Raw genomic sequence first — 17,718 nt, 5'->3', positions numbered from 1 at the left:
GCTCGCTGCGCCGTCACTACGTGACAGTCTTGTCTTGAAATGGACACACCTGGCCCATGGTGCCTGTCAAGAAACCCAGGCATGGTTTGACTCGTCCCGGAAACGGATCGCGGGGGAAAAGTACGCGGTCCTACCGACGCAGCTCTGCCGAGTGGCCTGCCTGGCCGTCACTGTCAACGGCCTTCCCCAGTTCGTCGAATCGGCTCACGGCTCACGACGCCAGTGACGACAACGTCATCGGCCCCGCACAACCGGGGGCCCTTCCTTCCCGCACCGAGAGACCTGCGCCGAACTCTTGGCGCCGCCCGGGCCCGAGAAGCCCGGGCCTCACCAGCTATGGCCTGCAGATGATCCGTCACCAGCTCGACCACGAGCCGTGCCCCGACCCGCAGGCTGACACTGACGCCGCGCACGCCTGGATCCCGCAACGGGCCCGCTGGTGCCGGATGCTCCTCGGCCTGGCCGTCGCCGACGGCCGTGAACTCCAGCACCCGGCGGTACGCCAGTGATCACACACATCCGAGTGCCACGGAACCTCGGCATTGACGACCCGATCGGGGCGGCATGCGGATGGTTCATCGGTTTCGGCTCGGTCGCCGTGCTGGGCATCCTCGGCCACCTCGCGCAGGCCCAGGTCGCTCACAACCAGCACGCGACGCCGCCGCAGCCGGTCGAGGCCGGATACACCTGACCCCGCATCGGAGACCGCCAAGCCGGACTGACACCGGTCGCCCGCCAGGATTCTCGGACCGGATCCCCGGAAGACCACCCCGCGCGCACCCCATGGCTTCTGCCGTGAAGCCATGGGGTGCCAGAGTTCATCCAGCGTCTGCGTGCCGTGCTCGGCAGCGACCATCTTCTGTGGCTGTCCGGGGTCACCGCCGTGGTGGACGAGCAGGAACACGTCCTGCCGCAGCGGTGTGCCGATACCGGTGCCTGGCGGCTGCTGAGCGGCATCCTGGAAATCGGCGAGCAGCCGGCCGACGCAGCCGTGCGCGAGGTAGCGGAAGAGACGGGCGTGCAGGTCAAGGTGGACCGCCTTGCCGCCCTGACGGTGACGGAGCAGCGCACCCTCGGCAACGGGGACCGCGTCCAGTTCCTCGAGCACACCTTCCTGTGCACCCCTGTGGCCGGTGAAGCCTGGGTGAACGACGACGAGTCGATCGAGATCCGCTGGTTCGCGCCATCGGAGCTGCCGGAGCTCAGTCCGTCGTGCCAGACCAAACTGCGCCACGCCCTCAGCGGCGGCCCCGAGGCGTGGTTCCGGCCGCCTGCCGACGCCGAAGAGAGTCGGAGGTGATACACGGGGAAACCGCCACTTTGTGACGGGCTCTGTCAGATACGGTGGCGGTGAGTGCTGGCATCGGTAGCGACGACGGACGCTCTTATCTTTCGTTGAGAATGTTCCCCTAGCGTCTCGTTCATGATGATGCAGCGTGGTGTAGTCGGATCTGTTGTCCTCACGGCCGTGGCTTTGACGGCTACCACCGGGGTGGCCGCCGCGGCTCCCGCCCCAGCCAAGGCCGCCGCCGTGCCCCACGGCAAGGTGACGGACGATCTGTACATGTCGCTCGGTGATTTCGAGGATGCCACGTCCGGCGAGAACCCGAAGGTCAAGGCCATGATTGACCGTTCGGACATCGGCGGCGTGCAGGTGGTGGTGCCCTGGAAGGCCCTTGAGGGGAAGAAGGGGGAGTACAAGTGGTCGCGGCTGGACAATGCCCTGAAGTATCTCCAGGAACGTCACAAGAAGCTGTTCGTCCAGGTTCAGGACCGGTTTTTCGATGTAGCCATGAAGGACGCCAACGTTCCCCAGTATGTGAAGGACGAGGGCGGGGTCGCGCCGACGGTCGATGAGAACCCTGACAATCCCACCACCCATGGGGCCATGGTCGCGCAGTGGAACAAGGATGTGCGGGCGGACTTCCAGGCCATGCTGAAGGCGATGGCGGGGAAGTTCGACGGAAAGCTCGCCGGGGTGAACCTTCCGGAGACCGCGGTCGAGGTGGACACCAAGACGGACCAGACCAAGTACACCTCGAAGTCCTACATCGATGCCGAGATCGACAACATGCGCTACGGCAAAAAGGTCTTCACCAAGACACAGTTCATCCAGTACATCAACTTCCTGCCGGACGACGACGACCACAAGCGCATGAAGGAGATGTTCGACCTCGCCCGGGACAAGAAAATCGGCATCGGAGGACCAGACACCCTGCCGGACCGGAAGTACCAGATGGAGAACTCCTACAAGTTCCTCCACGAATACAAGGATGCCCTTCCCCTCGTCGCGATGGCCGTCCAGGAACCCGACATCAACGCCAAGGACCCCAAGACCGGCAAGCCGTACACCCGCGAACGGTTCACGGACTTCGCCCACGACTACCTCGGCGCGCGCCACATGTTCTGGACCACCGAAGCGGACTGGCTGCAGAAGCCCCCGGCATGACACGTGCACGAGTGCGGCAACTTAGATGCGTGTGAGTGACCGAGCGCTCCCAGGGGGACACAACCTCGCGATGTGATCAGCACATGGCCTACGGGATTGCGCAGTAGAGTCTGAACGCCCTCAAAACAACTCCAGGGCTGTTGGATGTGATACGCCCGGGAGCCGGCAGCGAGCGGTCAGGGCATGTGACGCAGGACCTCGAACGCCTCGGTGGCCTGCGCACCGCTGCGCACCGCGGTGGGTGAACAACGCGTGGATCGCGGGCTCTGATCGGGTGCGAGGCCACGGCTGCATCTCGGAACCGTAGATACTGGTGAACGTGGACAGCTTCTGCTCAATCGCGGCGGGATTCAGCTCCTGGAACCAGGACGGCCGGAACGGCGTGCTGATTCCCCAGTCGGTGGCGGAGCGGACCTCGTACGCCAGGACGGTACGGACCGACATGCCGGGCTTGGGCCGGGTGGTGGCCGTGGTGGCCTGGGCGACGAGCGGCCTTCAGGCCGACACCTGCCAGCGCCGCGGTGAGCTTGTTCCAGACCAGCCGGTAGCCAACTTCCGGGAACAGGCACATCGCCAGCAGAAAATAGACCCCGACCCGCGAGGGCAGGTCACGCAGCCGGTGCTGCACACAGCCGGCCTCCTCCAGGACCGCGTCGACAAGCTCGAACGGCACGACCTCCGTCAGCTCGCCCAGATGGCCGGGCGCGAAGGAGTCCGCAGCCACAGCGAACACGCGGGAAAGCATCGTCAGACCGGGCAGCGCGGCACAGTGACGTACGGGCAATGGGTCACCTCGGCGATCTGCAGTCTCGGCGGACTATCTGATCAACCTGACCCTGTTGCCCGCGTCACGACCGACGCCGAAACCCCTTGCCGCCAGCGGAAATCCACTAACTACCCGGCCTTGGGCCAACCTCCATGTGAGACAGGTTCGTTGCCCCGTACAGACCCGTCCGCACCGCTCCGGGACTTTCTGCCGGGGCGGTGCGGACGAACGTCGGTGCTGGTCAGGTCACGTTGTCGGCACAGCCTTGGGGGTGTATGCGTTCATCGTCAGATGACCGCACGCGCTCATGGCGACGAGCCCGGTCAGCATTTTCGCGACCACTACGAAGGGGAAGGCCGGGGCGGCGGCCGGGATGTGCTGTGTCACCAGTACGCCGAGTCCGACGATGTCGGAGAGGGTGAACAAGATGCCCGCCGTGGCCAGCTGGATGCCCTTGTCGTCCTCTGCGGCGATCGCTTGGGCCAGTGCGTAGATGTTCAGGCCGGCGATGCCAAGGGCCAGTGTCCCCAGGAGCACTCCGACGGCGAGATCGGCGATTCCCTTGAGCCACCTCTTGCACACGCGCGCGAGAGCAGCGATGACCACCGCTATGGCGCCGACTCCGTAGGTCGTCCACCCGAGGATGTCCCCACTTTGGGAATCGGCTGTGGCGATGAGCGCGAGGTCGAGGAAGAAGATGGAGAATTCGGCCACAGCGAACACGCGCACGAGCAGATCGAAGGGCGAGGGGGCGATGCCCACGACGGGAGGCTCTGCGGCTGCTTCGAATCCGTCGAGGGCTGGGAATACGGCAGCCCCCATCAGGCGAACAAGTCCGGCAACCTGCCCGCACGTGTCCAGAGGGCTCTTTTCTTCTTCCGGCGCGGACCGCCGCGCCCGCGAGGGAGCGCCCAGCGTGGGAAGTGCTCCGCCAGGGAAGGGTTCCTGATCGGCCCCGTTCATGATTTTGTAGCCGATGGTCACGGGCACCGCCAGCATCAGCGTGATGATGGCCGCCGGGGTGCAGACGACACCGGGCATGATCCAGTCCCAGACGGCTTGGACCGGTTCCCAGAGCTCGATCTTCTTCTCCAGGAAGGCCTTGACCGCTCCCAGTACGCTCGCGAAGACGTCGAACGCCAGGTCGACTGCCGCTCCGCCGATCTTGAAGGCAGTGGAGGCGATCCCTTCCAGAGCCTCGAAGATCGATTCGATCGACGTCGCGGAGAATCCCGAAAACGCCTCCCCAAGCTTCTCCTTGTCCTCGTCGCTGATCAGGGTTTTGTCAGCGTTCATGAACTTCTCCGCGACATCTTCTGGGAGAATGCTGTCGCCTGTATCCGCTGTGCGCGGCCCCGCCGCGTGCTCCCAAGAGATCTTGCCCTGCAGCCAGTTCGCGTGGGCGCTGTTTCCGAGGCCCTTCAACTCCTGGTCGTGCTCCGTCTGCGGCAGGGACTCCGTCTTTCCCTTGATTCCCTGACTGGTGAAGCTCTTCTTAAGGCCCGCGAGAGCATCGGCTACCTCGTTCTCTCGAAGCTTCAGCCATTCCTTGACGGCGGAACGGTGGGCCTCCGCTCCGTCCTTCGCGTCACCGATCGCCTTCATGAGCAGCTCCTGAAGAGCCTTCTGGGTGTTGCGGATGGCATCGAAGTCGAAGAGAGCCTTCAGCCAGTCGATGACCTGCTCCACCGTGGTCTCGATCTTTTCGAAGACCTGTCCCATGACGCGCTCGATCACTTCATCGCTCGGTGCCTCGATGTCCAGCCAGCGCATCACATCCGCAGTGAACTGGAGACCCAAGGTGAGCTTCTTCTTGGTCGCGTCCCAGACGTACTTCACCACCGTGATTGTCGCTGACTTGATGCCGGCCCAGATGTCTTCCAGAAGACCAGACCACCAGCTTCCGCCCGCCGCCCGCTTGACGCGGCTTCCCTCGGATCCATCGCCGTCGGCGGCATCCAGCACGGCGAAGAAGGGCTTCCCCTCGGCACCAGAGAAGTCGATCTCAAAGCCTCCCTCCGCAGCGCCGCCCTCGAGGCTGCGCTTGCTGCGCCCGCTCCGCTCGGCATCGGCATCGACGAGGTTCCCGGCGAGTCGGCGGATCGCCGCGGTCGCGCTCTCCAGAAGCTCGGGATCGGTGTCGGGCGGGAGCAGGCCCGTACCGTTCGGGAGAGCCGCCTCGTTGAGTGCCTGCATGTCGAACGTGCCTGCCAGAGGCTTCCGGCTCGCGGGGTTCAGGCCGTCCTTCCGGCCTGCCAGGTACTCGATGACGTCGCCGGCTGGATTGATCCGGCGGGTTTCCTCACCGGCGGCGACTTCCAGGACGGGAGCCGACAGCCCGTCCGCTCGGAGCGCAAAGGTCACCCTGCCCATCGCATCGGTGGCGAGCTGACTGCCCTCCTCCGTCACCCAGATTGTGCCTTCGCCGGAGTAGACCTCGCAGGCGGGACTGCCCCCGGGGACGGACACGGTCACCGGGCAGTGGGGTAGCGGAACGCCCTCGGGACCGGCGACGGCAGCGGTCACGCGGTAGCGGACGGTCTCATGGGTCACCGTGTCAGGCACGCGGACCGGGGACGTGTTCCACACGCCCGCGTCCATGAAGTGCAGCGACACCCCCTGCGGACCATGAGCGAAGAACGCCGAGCACTCCGCAGGCGCCGACACGACGGACTGGAAACTGGTCCCCACCGGGACGGGAACACCCCAGCGTGCCTCTGTCCCGCCGTCACTGGATGAAACGAGGTAGCGCACCGCCCACAGGGTGCTCAGGGAACCGTCCGTGTGCTTCCCTAGGCAGTACAGTAGGTGCCCGCCCCGGAAATCGGGCTGATGCGCCACTGCGGCGAGCTCCTGACCGAGCTCTTGGCCGAATATCACTTCGGGGGCCCCGTACTCCACGGCCAAGTCAGCCTCATCGCCTATCCGATCGCCGGGCTTAACGGCGTAGCGGCAGGAGACCACCTTCAGCACGGTCTTCTTCTCGACGGTGTCGGCGCACAAAATGTTCGCCCGGCTGGCGTCGTCGGCAGACGGGAAAGAGCCGACCACCCTGCCGACCTCGACGTCACCATCGGGATACTGGTGTGCGATGAACTGGGGAGAGCCGTCCCGGGGCTCGATCAGCCAGGTGCGGAGCTTGCCATCGACGGTGACGGCGAGACAGCAGCCGCGCTGTTCCTCTCCGTCTTCTGCCTGATACGTCACTGCGGTCATCGCGAAGGCGTGTCCGCCCTGCAGAGCCGTGTCGAAATCCGGGGTCCAGCAGGTGTTCACCGGCGGCAGCCCATCGATGAGTGGCTGGTCGAGGTAACTGACCACCAGCTCGATGCGACCCCCAGGGGATTTCTCGCGGGCGGCGTAGAAGACGGAGCCTTCCTGACCCGTCTCCGCGGTCACCAGACGCGCCAGAGCGCCTCCCTCGAGAAATTGCATTGGCGACGTCCACTGACCGTCAGCCCCCAACCGGCTGAAGAAGATAATGTCGTCGACAGTGGACAGAAAGGCGTAAACCTCGGAAGGGCCGGCCTCCTGGGTGCGCGCGTGCGCCACTCGAACGGAAAACACCTCGTGGGGCAGGTTGTTATCGGCGAAAGGTGTCTTCTCCGTCCACCCTGCCGATGAGCCCTCCACGTAAGATACCCACCTGACCTCGGACAGCCGCCTGCCTCCGCCGATCACCAAGGCATGCATGCCAACCGGGCCATGGCCGCCCTCGGAGAAACGGAACGGCGCGATCGCCTCACTGGAACCCCAGGCGTCGGACACCGGATTGCAGTCCACATTTCGTACCACCTCGAGGTCCTGCGCCAGCTCAGCCGAGATGATCACATCGGAGGGCATCCGGGTGTCGATACCAGGGGTTGCAGATTGTTCCGTCATAAGTTTCTTATCCTTGTCATTCCGAGTCGTGAAATAGGCAGCGGAACCCGTCCGATGCGCACCGTGCGGATGCGCCGCGCAACGCATACGTGCCGATTCCGCGACCCCGCGGGGCCAGAAGTGATCCCAAGCTCAGCGCAGTGCCGATAACGGCGCTCCAAGGAGATCTCAGCACACAGCGCTTCGGCCCGACGATCGCCGCAATATGACAATCGGTCATCCCGTGGCCATGATGGGACGCTCATCCGGGGCTACGGGCCCTGTTCCCATTCCGGGTGGGTGTGTCAATTCAACGGCCCTGTCTCGCATTCGGGATGCTGTTGGCGATCTTCATTCGTCCTGGTGGAGTCCGGTCGCGGTGGCTTCCGTTGGCCGGGGCGTCGTGCTGCGCTGAGCAAGGCGGGGTGGCTCGAGCGGTCGGAGGGGTGACCGCGAGGTCCATGGGGCCAGGTTCCGGGCGGGTGATTCCGCCGTTGACGGTGCGGATAGCGCGGGCGAGCAATCCGCGGGGCACGGCGGCGATGTGGGTGCGCGACCGGCTGGACGAGCTGTTCAGGGACGAGGATTTCGCCGACTGGTATCCGGCCGACGGGCGGCGGGGCCTGTCGCCGGCTCGGCTGGCGATGGTGTCGGTGCTGCAGTACGCGGAGAACCTGAGTGACCGGCAGGCCGCCGAGGCGGTCCGCTGCAGGCTGGACTGGAAATATTGTCTGGGTCTTGAGCTGGACGATCCCGGTTTCGACCACTCGGTGCTCAGCGAGTTCCGGGACCGGGTGGCTCAGGGCGACAGGGCGGACCGGCTGCTGGCTGTGATGGTCGACCACTTGGTGGCGGCGGGCCTGGTGAAGCGGCGTGGGCGCATGCGGACCGATTCCACTCATGTGCTGGCCGTAGTGTGGAAGTTGAACTGGGTGGAACTGGTCGCCGAGACGCTGCAAGCCGCGCTGGAGGCACTTGCCGTAGCGGATGAGGAGTGGCTGGCGCCCCTGGTCACTGCCGAGTGGGCGGAGCGGTACGGGCGTCCGGCCCGCTATGACCGGCTGCCCGGGGTGAAGGAGAAACTGGCCGCGTATGTGCTGGAGATCGGCGAGGACGGCATGCGGCTGCTCCGCGCCGTCTACCAGGACAATGCCCCGCGCCGGCTGCGCGCACTGCCTCAGGTTCAGGTGCTGCGGCAAGGACCGCTCAGCCGCCGCGGCGCTCCGAGGGCCCCGCCGCAGGCAGTCCTGATACAGCCTCGGCGCGGGTGCCCTGGTCGAGCACGGAGATCGTCACTCCACACGATACCGATGCCCGCTTCGCCCACCATCCGGGCAAGGCCGCCTGGATCGGCTACAAAGACCATCAGACAGAGACCTGTGGTGCCGCGGGGCCGAACGTCATCGTCCACGTGGCCACCCAGACAGCCCCCGAGCAGGACATCGCCATGCTGGAGCCCATCCACCACGCACTCGCCGCCCGCCGTTTGCTGCCGAGCGAGCACCTGGCCGACGCCGCATACATCTCCCCGACCGCCATCCTTCGCGCGGCGACCGGCTACGGCGTCACCCTCCTGGGGCCCATGAGGCCGATCACCCCCTCGCGACACCGCCCCGGCTTCACCAAGCAGGACTTCCGCATCAACTGGCAAGCCCGCACAGCGACCTGCCCGCGCGGCATGACCAGCCCGCAGTGGAAGGACACCCTGCTGGACGGTCAGCCGCGCTACTCCGTGCGCTTTTCCCGGGCTGTCTGCCGTGCCTACGAGGACCGGCTCGCCTGCACCGCTGGTACCGACGGCCGGGGCCGCCACTTGGTCCTGATGCCCCGTCCCCTGCAGGAGATCCAGAACCGAACCCGCACGGAACAGAAAGCCCCCGCCTGGCGGGCCCGCTATGCGATGCACGCAGGGTGCGAGGCCACCGTCTCCGAAACCGTCCACGCCCACGGCCTGCGCCACTGCCGCTACCGCGGACTGGCGAAGACGCAATGCCGGGAAGATTAGACGGGGCGGCGGGGGAAGGCGGTGGGCAGGTTGATCGAGAAGCCGATCTCGGGGTCCAGTATGGGTGGGTCTTTCCTGGTGGGGTTGTAGGCGAAGGTGGAGATCGGGCGTTTGACCCGGCGGGGCAGGATGCGGGGCCTGCGGTATGCCAGGCCCAGTTCCCGGGGATGAAGGATGGCTCGCCTGATCTGGGGGGTTGGTGCTGAGACGGGGGTGCTGTTGGTCCCGGTCGCGGTGACCACGGTGTGTCGGGCGGTTCGCAGGGTGACGGTCAGTGAGACCCGGTCGGGGTCGATTCCGGCGTGGAGGGCGATGTCGGCGGCGATACGGCGGGCCGCCTGGTAGACGATGAGCAGGCCGAAGAGCTCCTGACGCACGCCGTCGGCGCTGTGCGACCGCAGGACGCGGCCGGAGCCTCTCAAGGTGACCTTCAAACCGAAATACGCGGTCTCTGCCTGCCATCTCTCGTGATAGAGCTCGGCGAGTTCGACGGGGGGACAGCGCTCGTGACCGAGCAGTGTGGTGATCAGCCGAAGGTCCGAGGTGCGGCAGCGCCCGTCTTCGGCGCGGACGGTTACCGTGGCCTCGATCACCCGCAGGGCGACACCCTGGACCTGTGGCGGGACACCGCGGCGGTGGCGGGTCCAACGGGCCAGGCGTGCTCGTTCGTTCTGGCCGGTCGCCATCGACAGGTATGTGCCGTCGGGCAGGAGGTGGAGCACGGGCGGCAGCCGGTCCATGCTGGTCCGCCACAGCAGGTGCGCGCCCGTCGCGGCAGCGGCGCAGGTCAGCGGAACCCCCTTGCTGCCCCGGTCGGCCAGCAGCAGCATCCCCGGCCGCAGAGCCCGGCACAGCAGGCGGGCCTGATCCCCCTCGGACTGCTTCCAGGGTCTGGCGATCACGTCGATCAGGGCCCGGGTCCCGCATTCGACCAGCGCGGTCAGCCGCATCAGCGGGAACCCGCCCAGCCCGTACTTCCCCGATGCGCGGCCGCAGAACTGGAGGTTCTCGGGGCTGTCCGGGACCTGGAGACCGGTGCCGTCCCAGGCCACCGTGCGCAGCCCGTGCCACCATGAGCCGATGGTCTGCGGGGCAGCTGCAGTGCCCTTGACCTGGTCGAACAGTGCGACCAGCGGTGCTGGGCCGAGACGGCGGCGGGCCTGGCGCAAGGCGGCTGCCGAGGGATCGACGTCGGGCATCCCGCGGGCCCCGGACTCAAACTTCCCGGCATTGGGCGAAGACGCATGTCCAGCACGTCCTCACCGCCGTCGGCACCAACATCGTCCGCCTTAGCGAATGCTTCCCACCCGGCACCACGCGCCCCACGGCCACTCACCCTGTTCCAGCAGCTGTGCCAGAACATCGGTTCTTAGCCCGGCAGTTGACTCACGAAGATCGCCCAGCAGTCAGTTGAGGAGATTCTGTGACCAGGGGTGGCGGTTCGCCGACGGCGAGATCGCGTTCCTCGGCGCATCCAGCGTCATGATCGAACGCTATCGCTACTGCGGAGCACATATCCCAACTCCGTGGACCATCGGCTCGGCAGCCGGAACCGGCTGACCTCAGGGCAAGACATGTGGAGAGCCGGATGCGTGGAGACACGCACGTCCGGTTCGGGTCGGCGGCTCGGGGAAACGGAACGACGGCAACGTCGTCACCGCACCCCGAGCCGACCGCACATGGTCACGGGAGCTACAGGTCTTCTTGCTGTGCCGGTATGGTCATCCCTGTTGCTTGTGATGGTCGTGTCGAGCGCCGGATGTGGAGAGGGAAAGTGTCAGCGGCCCGTGTGGGGCCGAATGGCGATCTTCCCGCTGGATGTGCGGCACAGCTCGCCGACCGCTGCCTCGCAGTAGAAGCAGGCCGTTTCGCTGGCTGTCTCGGTGTGGAGCCACAGGTTTTCCCGGGCGCTGTGCAGCTTGGGCTGCTCCTCGCCGTTCCGCCTCACGCAACTTCCGCCGGGCTGAGCGTCACAGTACGGGCATGCCACCCCCAGGGTCACGGCGTGCCGTTTCTCCGCCGCCTTGCGGAGCTCCTGCTCGCGCACCGCCTGCCGCCCCAGTTCCTCCTCATCGGCCCGGACCGCTGCCATGTACTTGCCGTAGGAGTCGGGGTGGTGCCCGCAGGCACCCTTACGGAGATCCCACCGGCACCAGCCGCCCTTCTTCCGCTCCGTGGCGCAGTGGAAACGCAGCGGTGTCTCACAGTGGTGTGGACAAGGCCCGTACAGCCGGGTGTTGTGGCGGCAGGGCCGGTAGGTGGTGCGCCCCAGGACTCCGCATACATCGTCAGAGCGTGCTTTCTCGCCGACCTGTGCCAGCATCTCGGCGTACTCCGGCCAGTCGGCGTCCTGCCCCCATTTCCGCCACCAGGACGGTTGCGCCTGTACGGTCACGAGACCGGTTTCGTCGGCGTGCCACACAGCCTTGGGCACATCGGTGACGGTGTTCGTCATGGGCGCTCCGAGTTGGATTGAGCCCGCTGCGGCGGGGTGGCGGTGCTGCGGGAGACGCTAAGGCGCGTATCGGAAGCCGATCATGATTTGGGGCACGTTTCCTGTGATTCATGCCGATTTGACTAATGCTGAACGGAAAATTGATCTCCGGTAGGGCAGGCGGCAGCATCCGGGCCGCTCGCGGACCGGATGTCGGTAGGGCGGGCGCAGACTGATACCGGCGTGAGGCGACTTGGTGGCCGAGGGCCTGGAGCTGGCGGACGAGGTCGCGGGTCTGTGCGCGGGATCGATGTGGCGCCCGCGCCAGTCGGACCCTGCCTCACCGTCGCGTGGCTTTATTCACGAGTCGCGGGATCAGGCAAGTTCCGGGCTCCGTCGCTGATCTCCTGTTTCCTGGTGCGGATGTTGAGGTCGATCGGCTGTTGCTCATGGAGAGCGCAGTGCTCGTGGCGGCTCATGCCCGGGGGCATGAGGCCACCTGTCCGGAGTGCGGCCAAAGGTCGTCTCGAGTGCATTGCTGCTACGACCGGTGTCTTGCAGACAGGCCCGTCGCCGGACGCCGACCGGAAGTCCGGCTGCGAGCACGGCGGTTCACCTGTGGGAACGCCGCATGCTCGCACCGGACGTTCGCCGAACAAATACCGGCGCCGACGCACCGGTACGTACGGCGGGCTGAAGCCCTGACGGCGATGCTCACGGACGTGACCCTGTTCCTGGGCGGCCACCCAGGTGCACGGCTCGCGGACCGCATGTCCGTGAGTACGGGCAAGGACACGATGCTGCGGCTGATCAGGTCACTGCCCGAGCCGAGCACGGGTCCCGTCGAGGTCCTCGGTGTCGACGAGTTCGCCCTGCACCACAGGTGGAAGTACGCGACCGTCCTGATCGACATGACCACCCACCGGCCCGTCGACGTCCTCGCCGCCCGGACCGCTGAGACTCTCGCAGCCTGGCTGTGCCAGCACCCAGAGGTCCGGATGGTCTGTCGCGACCGCGCCGGATCCTTCCGGGACGCGCGCCCGCGCCGGAGCACCTCAGCCCCGGCAAGTAGCCGACCTCCGGCACGTGCTCCACAACCTGGCCGAGACCGTGGAGCGGATCGCGGGCCGGCACCGTGCCGATCCACGCGAACCACTGGCGACGTCGGATGAGGCCGGGCCCGAGGGTGGGATGACCGCCGGCGAGCTCGATATCCACGGACGACCGCGCCCCTTGGTGTTACGGACCCGCGAGCGGTACCAACAGATCCACGAGCGGATCCACGAGCGGATCCAGCGCGGAGACAGCCTGCGAGCCATCGCCCGCGGACTCCGGCTCAGCCGTGGCACCGTGGTCCGCTTCGCCGGGGCGGCCGACGTCGGAGAACTCCTCATCGCGGCCACCCATCGCCCCAGTCGGACCGACGATTACCGGCTCTACCTGCACCACCGCTGGCTGGAGGGCCGCACCAACGCCTCCGCCCTGGCACGGGAGATCCAGCAGCTCGTCTACCGCGGCGACATCGACACCGCCCGCCGACACCCGCGGCCCACCGCACCGGAGCGATCCCGGCAGACGGACGCCCCGCTGCCTCAGATGACCATCCGCCACGTCACCGACTGGATCATGCGCAGGCCCGAACAGCTCACGGACACCGAGCGCAAGCGCCTCGAGGACCTGTGCAACCGCAGTCCCGCACTGGCCACGGCCACCGAGTACGCCCGCCGCCTGGCCACCGTGCTGCGCGAACGGCGCAACGAGCACCTCGCCTTCGACGTCTGGCTCGCCGACGTCCGGCTCGACGGACAACGCGAACTCGCACCCTGGCCAGCGGCATGCGACGCGACCGCGCAGCCATCCTCGCAGCCCTCGATGCCACCCACATGTCAGGAGCCGTCGAGGGCAACGTCACCAGGAGCAAGCTGCTGAAGAGACAGATGTACGGCCGGGCCAACTTCGACCTGCTGAGGCGCCGCATCTTACTGCCACCCTGATCAACCGGCCGCCGCCCCCAAAAAAACAGCGACAGAGCCGATTTCCGTGACGGGGTGACGTTGCGTGAGGATGGTCATGCCAGGAGGATGCGCTTGCGGAGCAGGGGGAGTCCGGCGCGTCCGTACACCTGCCGCTTGAGCATTTTGATCCGGTTGGCGTGTCCTTCGACGGGTCTGGAACTCCACATCGCCCGGCTCGTCCACCGAGGCAACCACCGCCTGCCCTGCCGCGGCACCAGGTGAACGCTGAATCCACCACCAGGCCGCCGCCCTCAACCTCCGCCGACTGATCAGCCTCTGACCCGACCACCACAACGGAACCTGGACCCTGGCCCCAATCAGCCCCTGACCAGGCGCAACGGGCCACCCTGCCCCATTGGCCGAGCGTCCCAACCCCAACATCTTCACTAGATTTCCAGTCGCGTCATCTTCGGCCCGAAGCCCGGCTCGGCCAGGTCTTTCTGCAAGGTAACGGGGACCTTGGCGGCGTTGTCGCCGGTGCCGACGGTGAGCTCGCCGATCTCGGTGCCGGACTTGGCGGAGTGCGGGACCTGCTTGCCGCCATGGGACAGGGATAGCTTGGCCTCCATGCCGGGCCAGCCGACGGCCGTCAGATCCTTCGCCGCCACGAGCGGGGTGCGGCCGCCGAGGCCATCGTCGACGTAGCCGACGATGTCGTCCTTGGAGACGACTTTGGTAGAGGTCAGGGCGTCCTGAACCGCCTTCATCAGCTTGTAGCTGACGTCCTTGACCTTGGTCAGGCTGTTCTCGGCGTCGGGGTCCAGCCCCTTGAAATGTTGGTCCACCGTGGCACCGAGGATGAGCCGCTCCTTGCCGTCGATCGTATGCCTGGCCGCCCACATCAGGGTGCCGCCGGCGGCACTGCTCGAGCCGGTCTTGATGCCCAGGACGCCGAGATTCATCAGCAGGTTGCTGTTGCTGTTCTCCAGCCGGTCCGGCAGGCCGGAGACATCGGCGTGGGGCAGGGCCACGATCTGACGGATCACTTCGTTCTTCATGACTGCCTCGGCCAGCTTGACCTGGTCCACGGCCGTGCTCACGGTGGAGGGATCCAGACCGCTGGGGTCGGTGTAGGTCGTCTTCGTCATGCCCAGTGACTTGGCCTCTGCGTTCATCTTCTCGGCGAACGCAGACTCCGAGCCGCAGTCCCAACGGGCCAGCATCCGTGCCACGTTGTTCGCCGATGGTATGAGCAGCATCTGCAGCAGTTGGTACTGCGAGAACTTCTGCCCCTTGGACAAAGGCACCCTGGACTCGCCCTTCGCTTGCGAGTCCTGCTCCGCCTTCTCGTCCACGTAGATGTCCGGGCCTTGCTCCCCCTTCCTCAGCGGGCGGTTCTTCAGGATCACGTACGCGGTCATGACCTTGGCGACGCTTGCGGTCGGCGTCGGCTTCTCCTCGCCGTACGTGCCGAGGCTGCCGCCGCCTTCGACCATCGCTGCGGCCTGGCCCTCTTCGGGCCACGGCATGGAGAACTTGTCGCCGCCGAACGTGAACGTCTCCTTGCCGGAGGCAACGACCAGCTTGGCGTCCGGCAGCGGTCGGAGGACCTGGACGACCGTGAAGATAATCCCGAGCAGGACGACCAGCGGTGTCCAGATCTTCACTCGTCGTGCGACCGTGCGCACCAGGGTCTCCGGCGGCGGTGAGGTATTCGTCAGCTGCGCGAGCAGGTCGCGCGGGGCCTGCGGCTCGGCCGGCTTCTGCTCTGCCACGGGCTCGGACTTGTTCTCCGCCTTCGGCTTCTCCACGGGAGGCGTGACCTCGACGGGTATGGCTGGCCCGGCAGCCTTACCGTCCTTGCCTGACTTCTGCGTACCGGCCGGACGGGGTGACTTCGCGGGGGTGCCGTCCAGGGATTTCAGCGGGACGGACTGGCTGGTGCGCTCGACGTCCGGCTCGACGTCGGCCCTATCTCCCCTGCCGTCCCTGTCCTTGCCGGGCAATGCTGCGATGACGGCGGCCAGTTGGCCAGCCGGGGCGTCGCCCTTGGGCCTCACGATGCTGACAACGGCGGTGGGCTGGTCCGCGGGCGCGGTGGCGCCGCCACCGCGCTGGGACCACGAGGGCGTCGGCTTCCCAGTTCCGGCCTTGCCCTGCGGGTCCGTGCCACCGCCACAGCCATCGGCACGGACCGTGCTGAGCACGGCGGCGGGCCGGACGGCGGAGGACGTCCCGCTCTTCCCTGAGTCGTTCTTCGTGGCACCGCCGCCATCGGTCCGTACGGCATCCAGCACAGTGGTCGGCTGGTCGACGCCGAAACCTTTATCGTGCACGCGGGATACGGGGGCGCCCCCGGCATCCTCCCCGCCGGAAGACACTTCCGCACACATGCGCCGTGCCGCCATCGCCGCCTGCAGACGCGCGTCACCCTCGGCCGCCTCACCCGATGAGACACCGGAATACTCCGTCTTTGCGGAGGCAGATGTATCTGCCTCCGCACCGCACGACGTGGCTGGCACACCCCCGGCCCTCGAAGAAGGCCGAGCAGGCCAGCAGAGCCTGGGTAGCGGCACGGATCTACAGGCGCGCCCAGAACCAGAGCCCGGCCACGCTCCTGGAGAGCGTGAACCGGGCCCTGGCGGGATGGGCCTACTTCCGCCACGGCACGGCGAAGCGGACCTTCGACGCAGTCGACCACCACGCGTGGCATCGCATCGCGATCTGACTCCGCCGCAAACATCGCATTCCCGGCAGCCAGTTGAGGAACCACTGTGATCGCGGATGGCGGTTCGCCTCAGGTGGCACGGTGTTCTTCGGCGCATCCGGCGTCAAGATCGAACGCTACCGCTACCGCGGAGCCCGGATTCCGACTCGGTGGATACTTTTCCGGCTCGGTGACCGGAACATAGTGGTTGTGTGGCAGTTTGCCTCCGAAGGCGGTCAGCCTGCCGTGCGAGGAATGCGTTTGTCCCAGGTCCGGTGGAAGACGGTCTCGTCGCCCTCCCAGCAGGTGACTTCGTTCGTGGTGACGAAGTCGTCCGTGTCGGCGGTGATCTCCGAGCGGGTCCGGATCGTGATGTCCCAGTCGAGGTCGGGCCGGTGGAGGCGGATTGTCCAGTCCGAGCGGGTGCGGGCGGAGAGCGGGTCGCGTTCCTGGATGGTGTAGGTCTCCAGGGCGTCTTCGGTGTATTGCAGGCCGTCGGGGTAGAGGCGGGTGCCGCCGTAGCGGGGGTCGACCTCCAGACGCCATGCACCGGAGGCGACATCACGCACGATCAGGCGCTCGGGGCGCGGCTGCTCCGGCTCGGGCAGGACGACGCCCAGGGGGGCGGCCTGCTCGGGCTCGGCGAAGGTGATCGCGTCGGTGGTCGGTGTGCGGACCGGGAGTTCCAGGGCGCTGCCGTCCGGGTGCAGGGAGAAGCCCGCGCTGCCCGGCTGGGGCCAGATCCACGGCCAGTACGCGGAGGAGACGGCGAGGCGGATGCGGTGGCCGGGCGGGAAGGTGTGGCCGATGGCGTTGAGCTCGAACTCCACCTCCTCCAGCGCGCCTTCGGGCCAGGGTTCGACGCGGTCGCGGCCGTGGCGGGCGGAGAGGTTGAGCGCGCCGCGGGTGATGAGGGTGGAGGAGCCGTCCGGTGCGACGTCGCAGAGGCGGGCGATGATCTGGCCGCGGGGGGCGTGGGAGCGCAGGCGCAGGCGTACGCGGGGGCGGCCGAGGATCTCGATGGGCCCGTCCTTGGGGACGGGGAAGTCGAAGCAGGCCGACTTGGCGTCCTCGTCGCGTTGGTCGGGTGGGAGGTCGGCGGTGTTGCCGAAGGGGAAGAAGCGGCCGGCGTCCAGGCCGGTGTGCATCGGGGAGTTCACCTCGACGGGGGCGCCGGGCAGGGGGTAGGGGGTGGGTGTGATGTGGGGTGAGGGCCAGGTGGGGTCGCCTACCCAGTGGCCGGGCAGTTCGGGGTAGGTGGTGGCCGGTGGGTGGGACTGGCTGATCCATGAGCGGAGTGTGGGTTCGGTCATGATGCCGGTGTCTTTGCCCTTGAGGTGCTGGTCGAACCAGCGCAGGGTTTCCTGGAGGAAGCCGATGGCGGGGCCTGGTGGCAGTCCGCGGTCGGGGTACTGGTGTGACCAGGGGCCGATCAGGCCGGCTGCTGGGCCGGGCAGGTGCTCGACCAGGCGCAGGACGGTGTCGCGGTAGGGGTCGTGCCAGCCGCCGACGGCGAGGACCGCCGCGCGGATGGTGGAGTA

General features: G+C 67.0%; 15 protein-coding genes and 1 pseudogene. 9 read left to right on the top strand and 7 right to left on the bottom strand.

From position 1 onward, the window contains the following. The first annotated feature begins 347 nt into the window (after positions 1-347). From ACWD4A_RS28035 to ACWD4A_RS28020, 4 genes are all read left to right on the top strand, one after another. On the top strand, positions 348-509 hold the full coding sequence (locus tag ACWD4A_RS28035) for a hypothetical protein (protein ID WP_451198160.1): 162 nt from the start codon (positions 348-350) through the stop codon (positions 507-509). A 14-nt stretch (positions 510-523) separates the two neighbouring features. Further along, positions 524-691, top strand: a complete 168-nt coding sequence (locus tag ACWD4A_RS28030; RefSeq protein ID WP_451198159.1) for a hypothetical protein — start codon at positions 524-526, stop codon at positions 689-691. A 117-nt stretch (positions 692-808) separates the two neighbouring features. After that, positions 809-1,300 carry an NUDIX hydrolase gene (locus tag ACWD4A_RS28025; RefSeq protein WP_451198157.1) on the top strand — a complete coding sequence of 164 codons (492 nt, stop codon included), beginning with the start codon at positions 809-811 and terminating at the stop codon, positions 1,298-1,300. 123 nt (positions 1,301-1,423) lie between these two features. Then, on the top strand, positions 1,424-2,449 hold the full coding sequence (locus ACWD4A_RS28020) for a hypothetical protein (RefSeq protein WP_451198156.1): 1,026 nt from the start codon (positions 1,424-1,426) through the stop codon (positions 2,447-2,449). A gap of 334 nt (positions 2,450-2,783) precedes the next feature. Here the strand turns inward: ACWD4A_RS28020 and ACWD4A_RS28015 are convergent, their stop codons facing one another. Both ACWD4A_RS28015 and ACWD4A_RS28010 read right to left on the bottom strand, forming a co-directional pair. Further along, entirely contained in the window at positions 2,784-3,182 is a 399-nt protein-coding gene (locus ACWD4A_RS28015) for a transposase domain-containing protein (RefSeq protein WP_451198154.1), read from the bottom strand. Between the two features lie 279 nt (positions 3,183-3,461). Then, on the bottom strand, positions 3,462-7,097 hold the full coding sequence (locus ACWD4A_RS28010; RefSeq protein WP_451198153.1) for a hypothetical protein: 3,636 nt from the start codon (positions 7,095-7,097) through the stop codon (positions 3,462-3,464). Between the two features lie 314 nt (positions 7,098-7,411). Here ACWD4A_RS28010 and ACWD4A_RS28005 point away from each other — a divergent pair. Continuing rightward, a pseudogene (locus ACWD4A_RS28005) lies at positions 7,412-7,891 on the top strand (transposase); the annotation flags it as partial. A 452-nt stretch (positions 7,892-8,343) separates the two neighbouring features. Continuing rightward, positions 8,344-9,081, top strand: a complete 738-nt coding sequence (locus ACWD4A_RS28000) for a transposase (RefSeq protein ID WP_451198152.1) — start codon at positions 8,344-8,346, stop codon at positions 9,079-9,081. On the opposite strand, the gene ACWD4A_RS27995 is transcribed toward ACWD4A_RS28000, so the two are convergent. From ACWD4A_RS27995 to ACWD4A_RS27985, 3 genes are all read right to left on the bottom strand, one after another. Then, the gene (locus tag ACWD4A_RS27995; RefSeq protein ID WP_451198150.1) at positions 9,078-10,280 is read right to left on the bottom strand and encodes an IS4 family transposase; all 1,203 of its coding nucleotides are present in this window, start codon (positions 10,278-10,280) and stop codon (positions 9,078-9,080) included. The genes ACWD4A_RS28000 and ACWD4A_RS27995 overlap by 4 nt on opposite strands. A 578-nt stretch (positions 10,281-10,858) precedes the next feature. Further along, positions 10,859-11,536, bottom strand: coding sequence for a zinc finger domain-containing protein (locus tag ACWD4A_RS27990; RefSeq protein WP_451198148.1), 678 nt, complete (start codon positions 11,534-11,536; stop codon positions 10,859-10,861). A 794-nt stretch (positions 11,537-12,330) separates the two neighbouring features. Beyond that, positions 12,331-12,501: a hypothetical protein gene (locus tag ACWD4A_RS27985; RefSeq protein WP_451198176.1), complete on the bottom strand. Its 171-nt coding sequence runs from the start codon at positions 12,499-12,501 to the stop codon at positions 12,331-12,333. Here ACWD4A_RS27985 and ACWD4A_RS27980 point away from each other — a divergent pair. Together ACWD4A_RS27980 and ACWD4A_RS27975 are read left to right on the top strand one after the other, a co-directional pair. Then, entirely contained in the window at positions 12,427-12,687 is a 261-nt protein-coding gene (locus ACWD4A_RS27980) for a hypothetical protein (RefSeq protein WP_451198172.1), read from the top strand. The two genes, ACWD4A_RS27985 and ACWD4A_RS27980, sit on opposite strands and share 75 nt — an antisense overlap. Continuing rightward, positions 12,602-13,444, top strand: coding sequence for a hypothetical protein (locus ACWD4A_RS27975; protein WP_451198175.1), 843 nt, complete (start codon positions 12,602-12,604; stop codon positions 13,442-13,444). Before ACWD4A_RS27980 ends, ACWD4A_RS27975 begins: the two co-directional genes overlap by 86 nt. Before the next feature lie 472 nt (positions 13,445-13,916). On the opposite strand, the gene ACWD4A_RS27970 is transcribed toward ACWD4A_RS27975, so the two are convergent. Next, positions 13,917-15,476 (bottom strand): serine hydrolase, encoded by a 1,560-nt coding sequence (locus ACWD4A_RS27970; protein ID WP_451198147.1) that lies wholly within the window; start codon positions 15,474-15,476, stop codon positions 13,917-13,919. 479 nt (positions 15,477-15,955) lie between these two features. Between ACWD4A_RS27970 and ACWD4A_RS27965 the strand changes: the two genes are divergently transcribed. Then, positions 15,956-16,198 carry a group II intron maturase-specific domain-containing protein gene (locus ACWD4A_RS27965; RefSeq protein WP_451198145.1) on the top strand — a complete coding sequence of 81 codons (243 nt, stop codon included), beginning with the start codon at positions 15,956-15,958 and terminating at the stop codon, positions 16,196-16,198. Between the two features lie 215 nt (positions 16,199-16,413). On the opposite strand, the gene ACWD4A_RS27960 is transcribed toward ACWD4A_RS27965, so the two are convergent. Beyond that, positions 16,414-17,718, bottom strand: a 1,305-nt coding sequence (locus ACWD4A_RS27960; protein ID WP_451198144.1) for a CocE/NonD family hydrolase, incomplete at its 5' end; no start/stop codon positions are given.

The organism is Streptomyces sp. NPDC002537, from assembly GCF_053594975.1.
This window is presented reverse-complemented; position numbering and strand designations above follow the sequence as displayed.

Excerpts from the sequence above, each read along its gene's own strand:
- ACWD4A_RS27980 (WP_451198172.1), top strand. The coding sequence starts at position 12,427 with ATGACCACCCACCGGCCCGTCGACGTCCTCGCCGCCCGGACCGCTGAG.
- ACWD4A_RS27965 (WP_451198145.1), top strand. The coding sequence starts at position 15,956 with ATGTATCTGCCTCCGCACCGCACGACGTGGCTGGCACACCCCCGGCCC.
- ACWD4A_RS27990 (WP_451198148.1), bottom strand. The coding sequence starts at position 11,536 with ATGACGAACACCGTCACCGATGTGCCCAAGGCTGTGTGGCACGCCGAC.
- ACWD4A_RS28035 (WP_451198160.1), top strand. The coding sequence starts at position 348 with ATGATCCGTCACCAGCTCGACCACGAGCCGTGCCCCGACCCGCAGGCT.
- ACWD4A_RS28010 (WP_451198153.1), bottom strand. The coding sequence starts at position 7,097 with ATGACGGAACAATCTGCAACCCCTGGTATCGACACCCGGATGCCCTCC.
- ACWD4A_RS28020 (WP_451198156.1), top strand. The coding sequence starts at position 1,424 with ATGATGATGCAGCGTGGTGTAGTCGGATCTGTTGTCCTCACGGCCGTG.
- ACWD4A_RS27995 (WP_451198150.1), bottom strand. The coding sequence starts at position 10,280 with ATGCCCGACGTCGATCCCTCGGCAGCCGCCTTGCGCCAGGCCCGCCGC.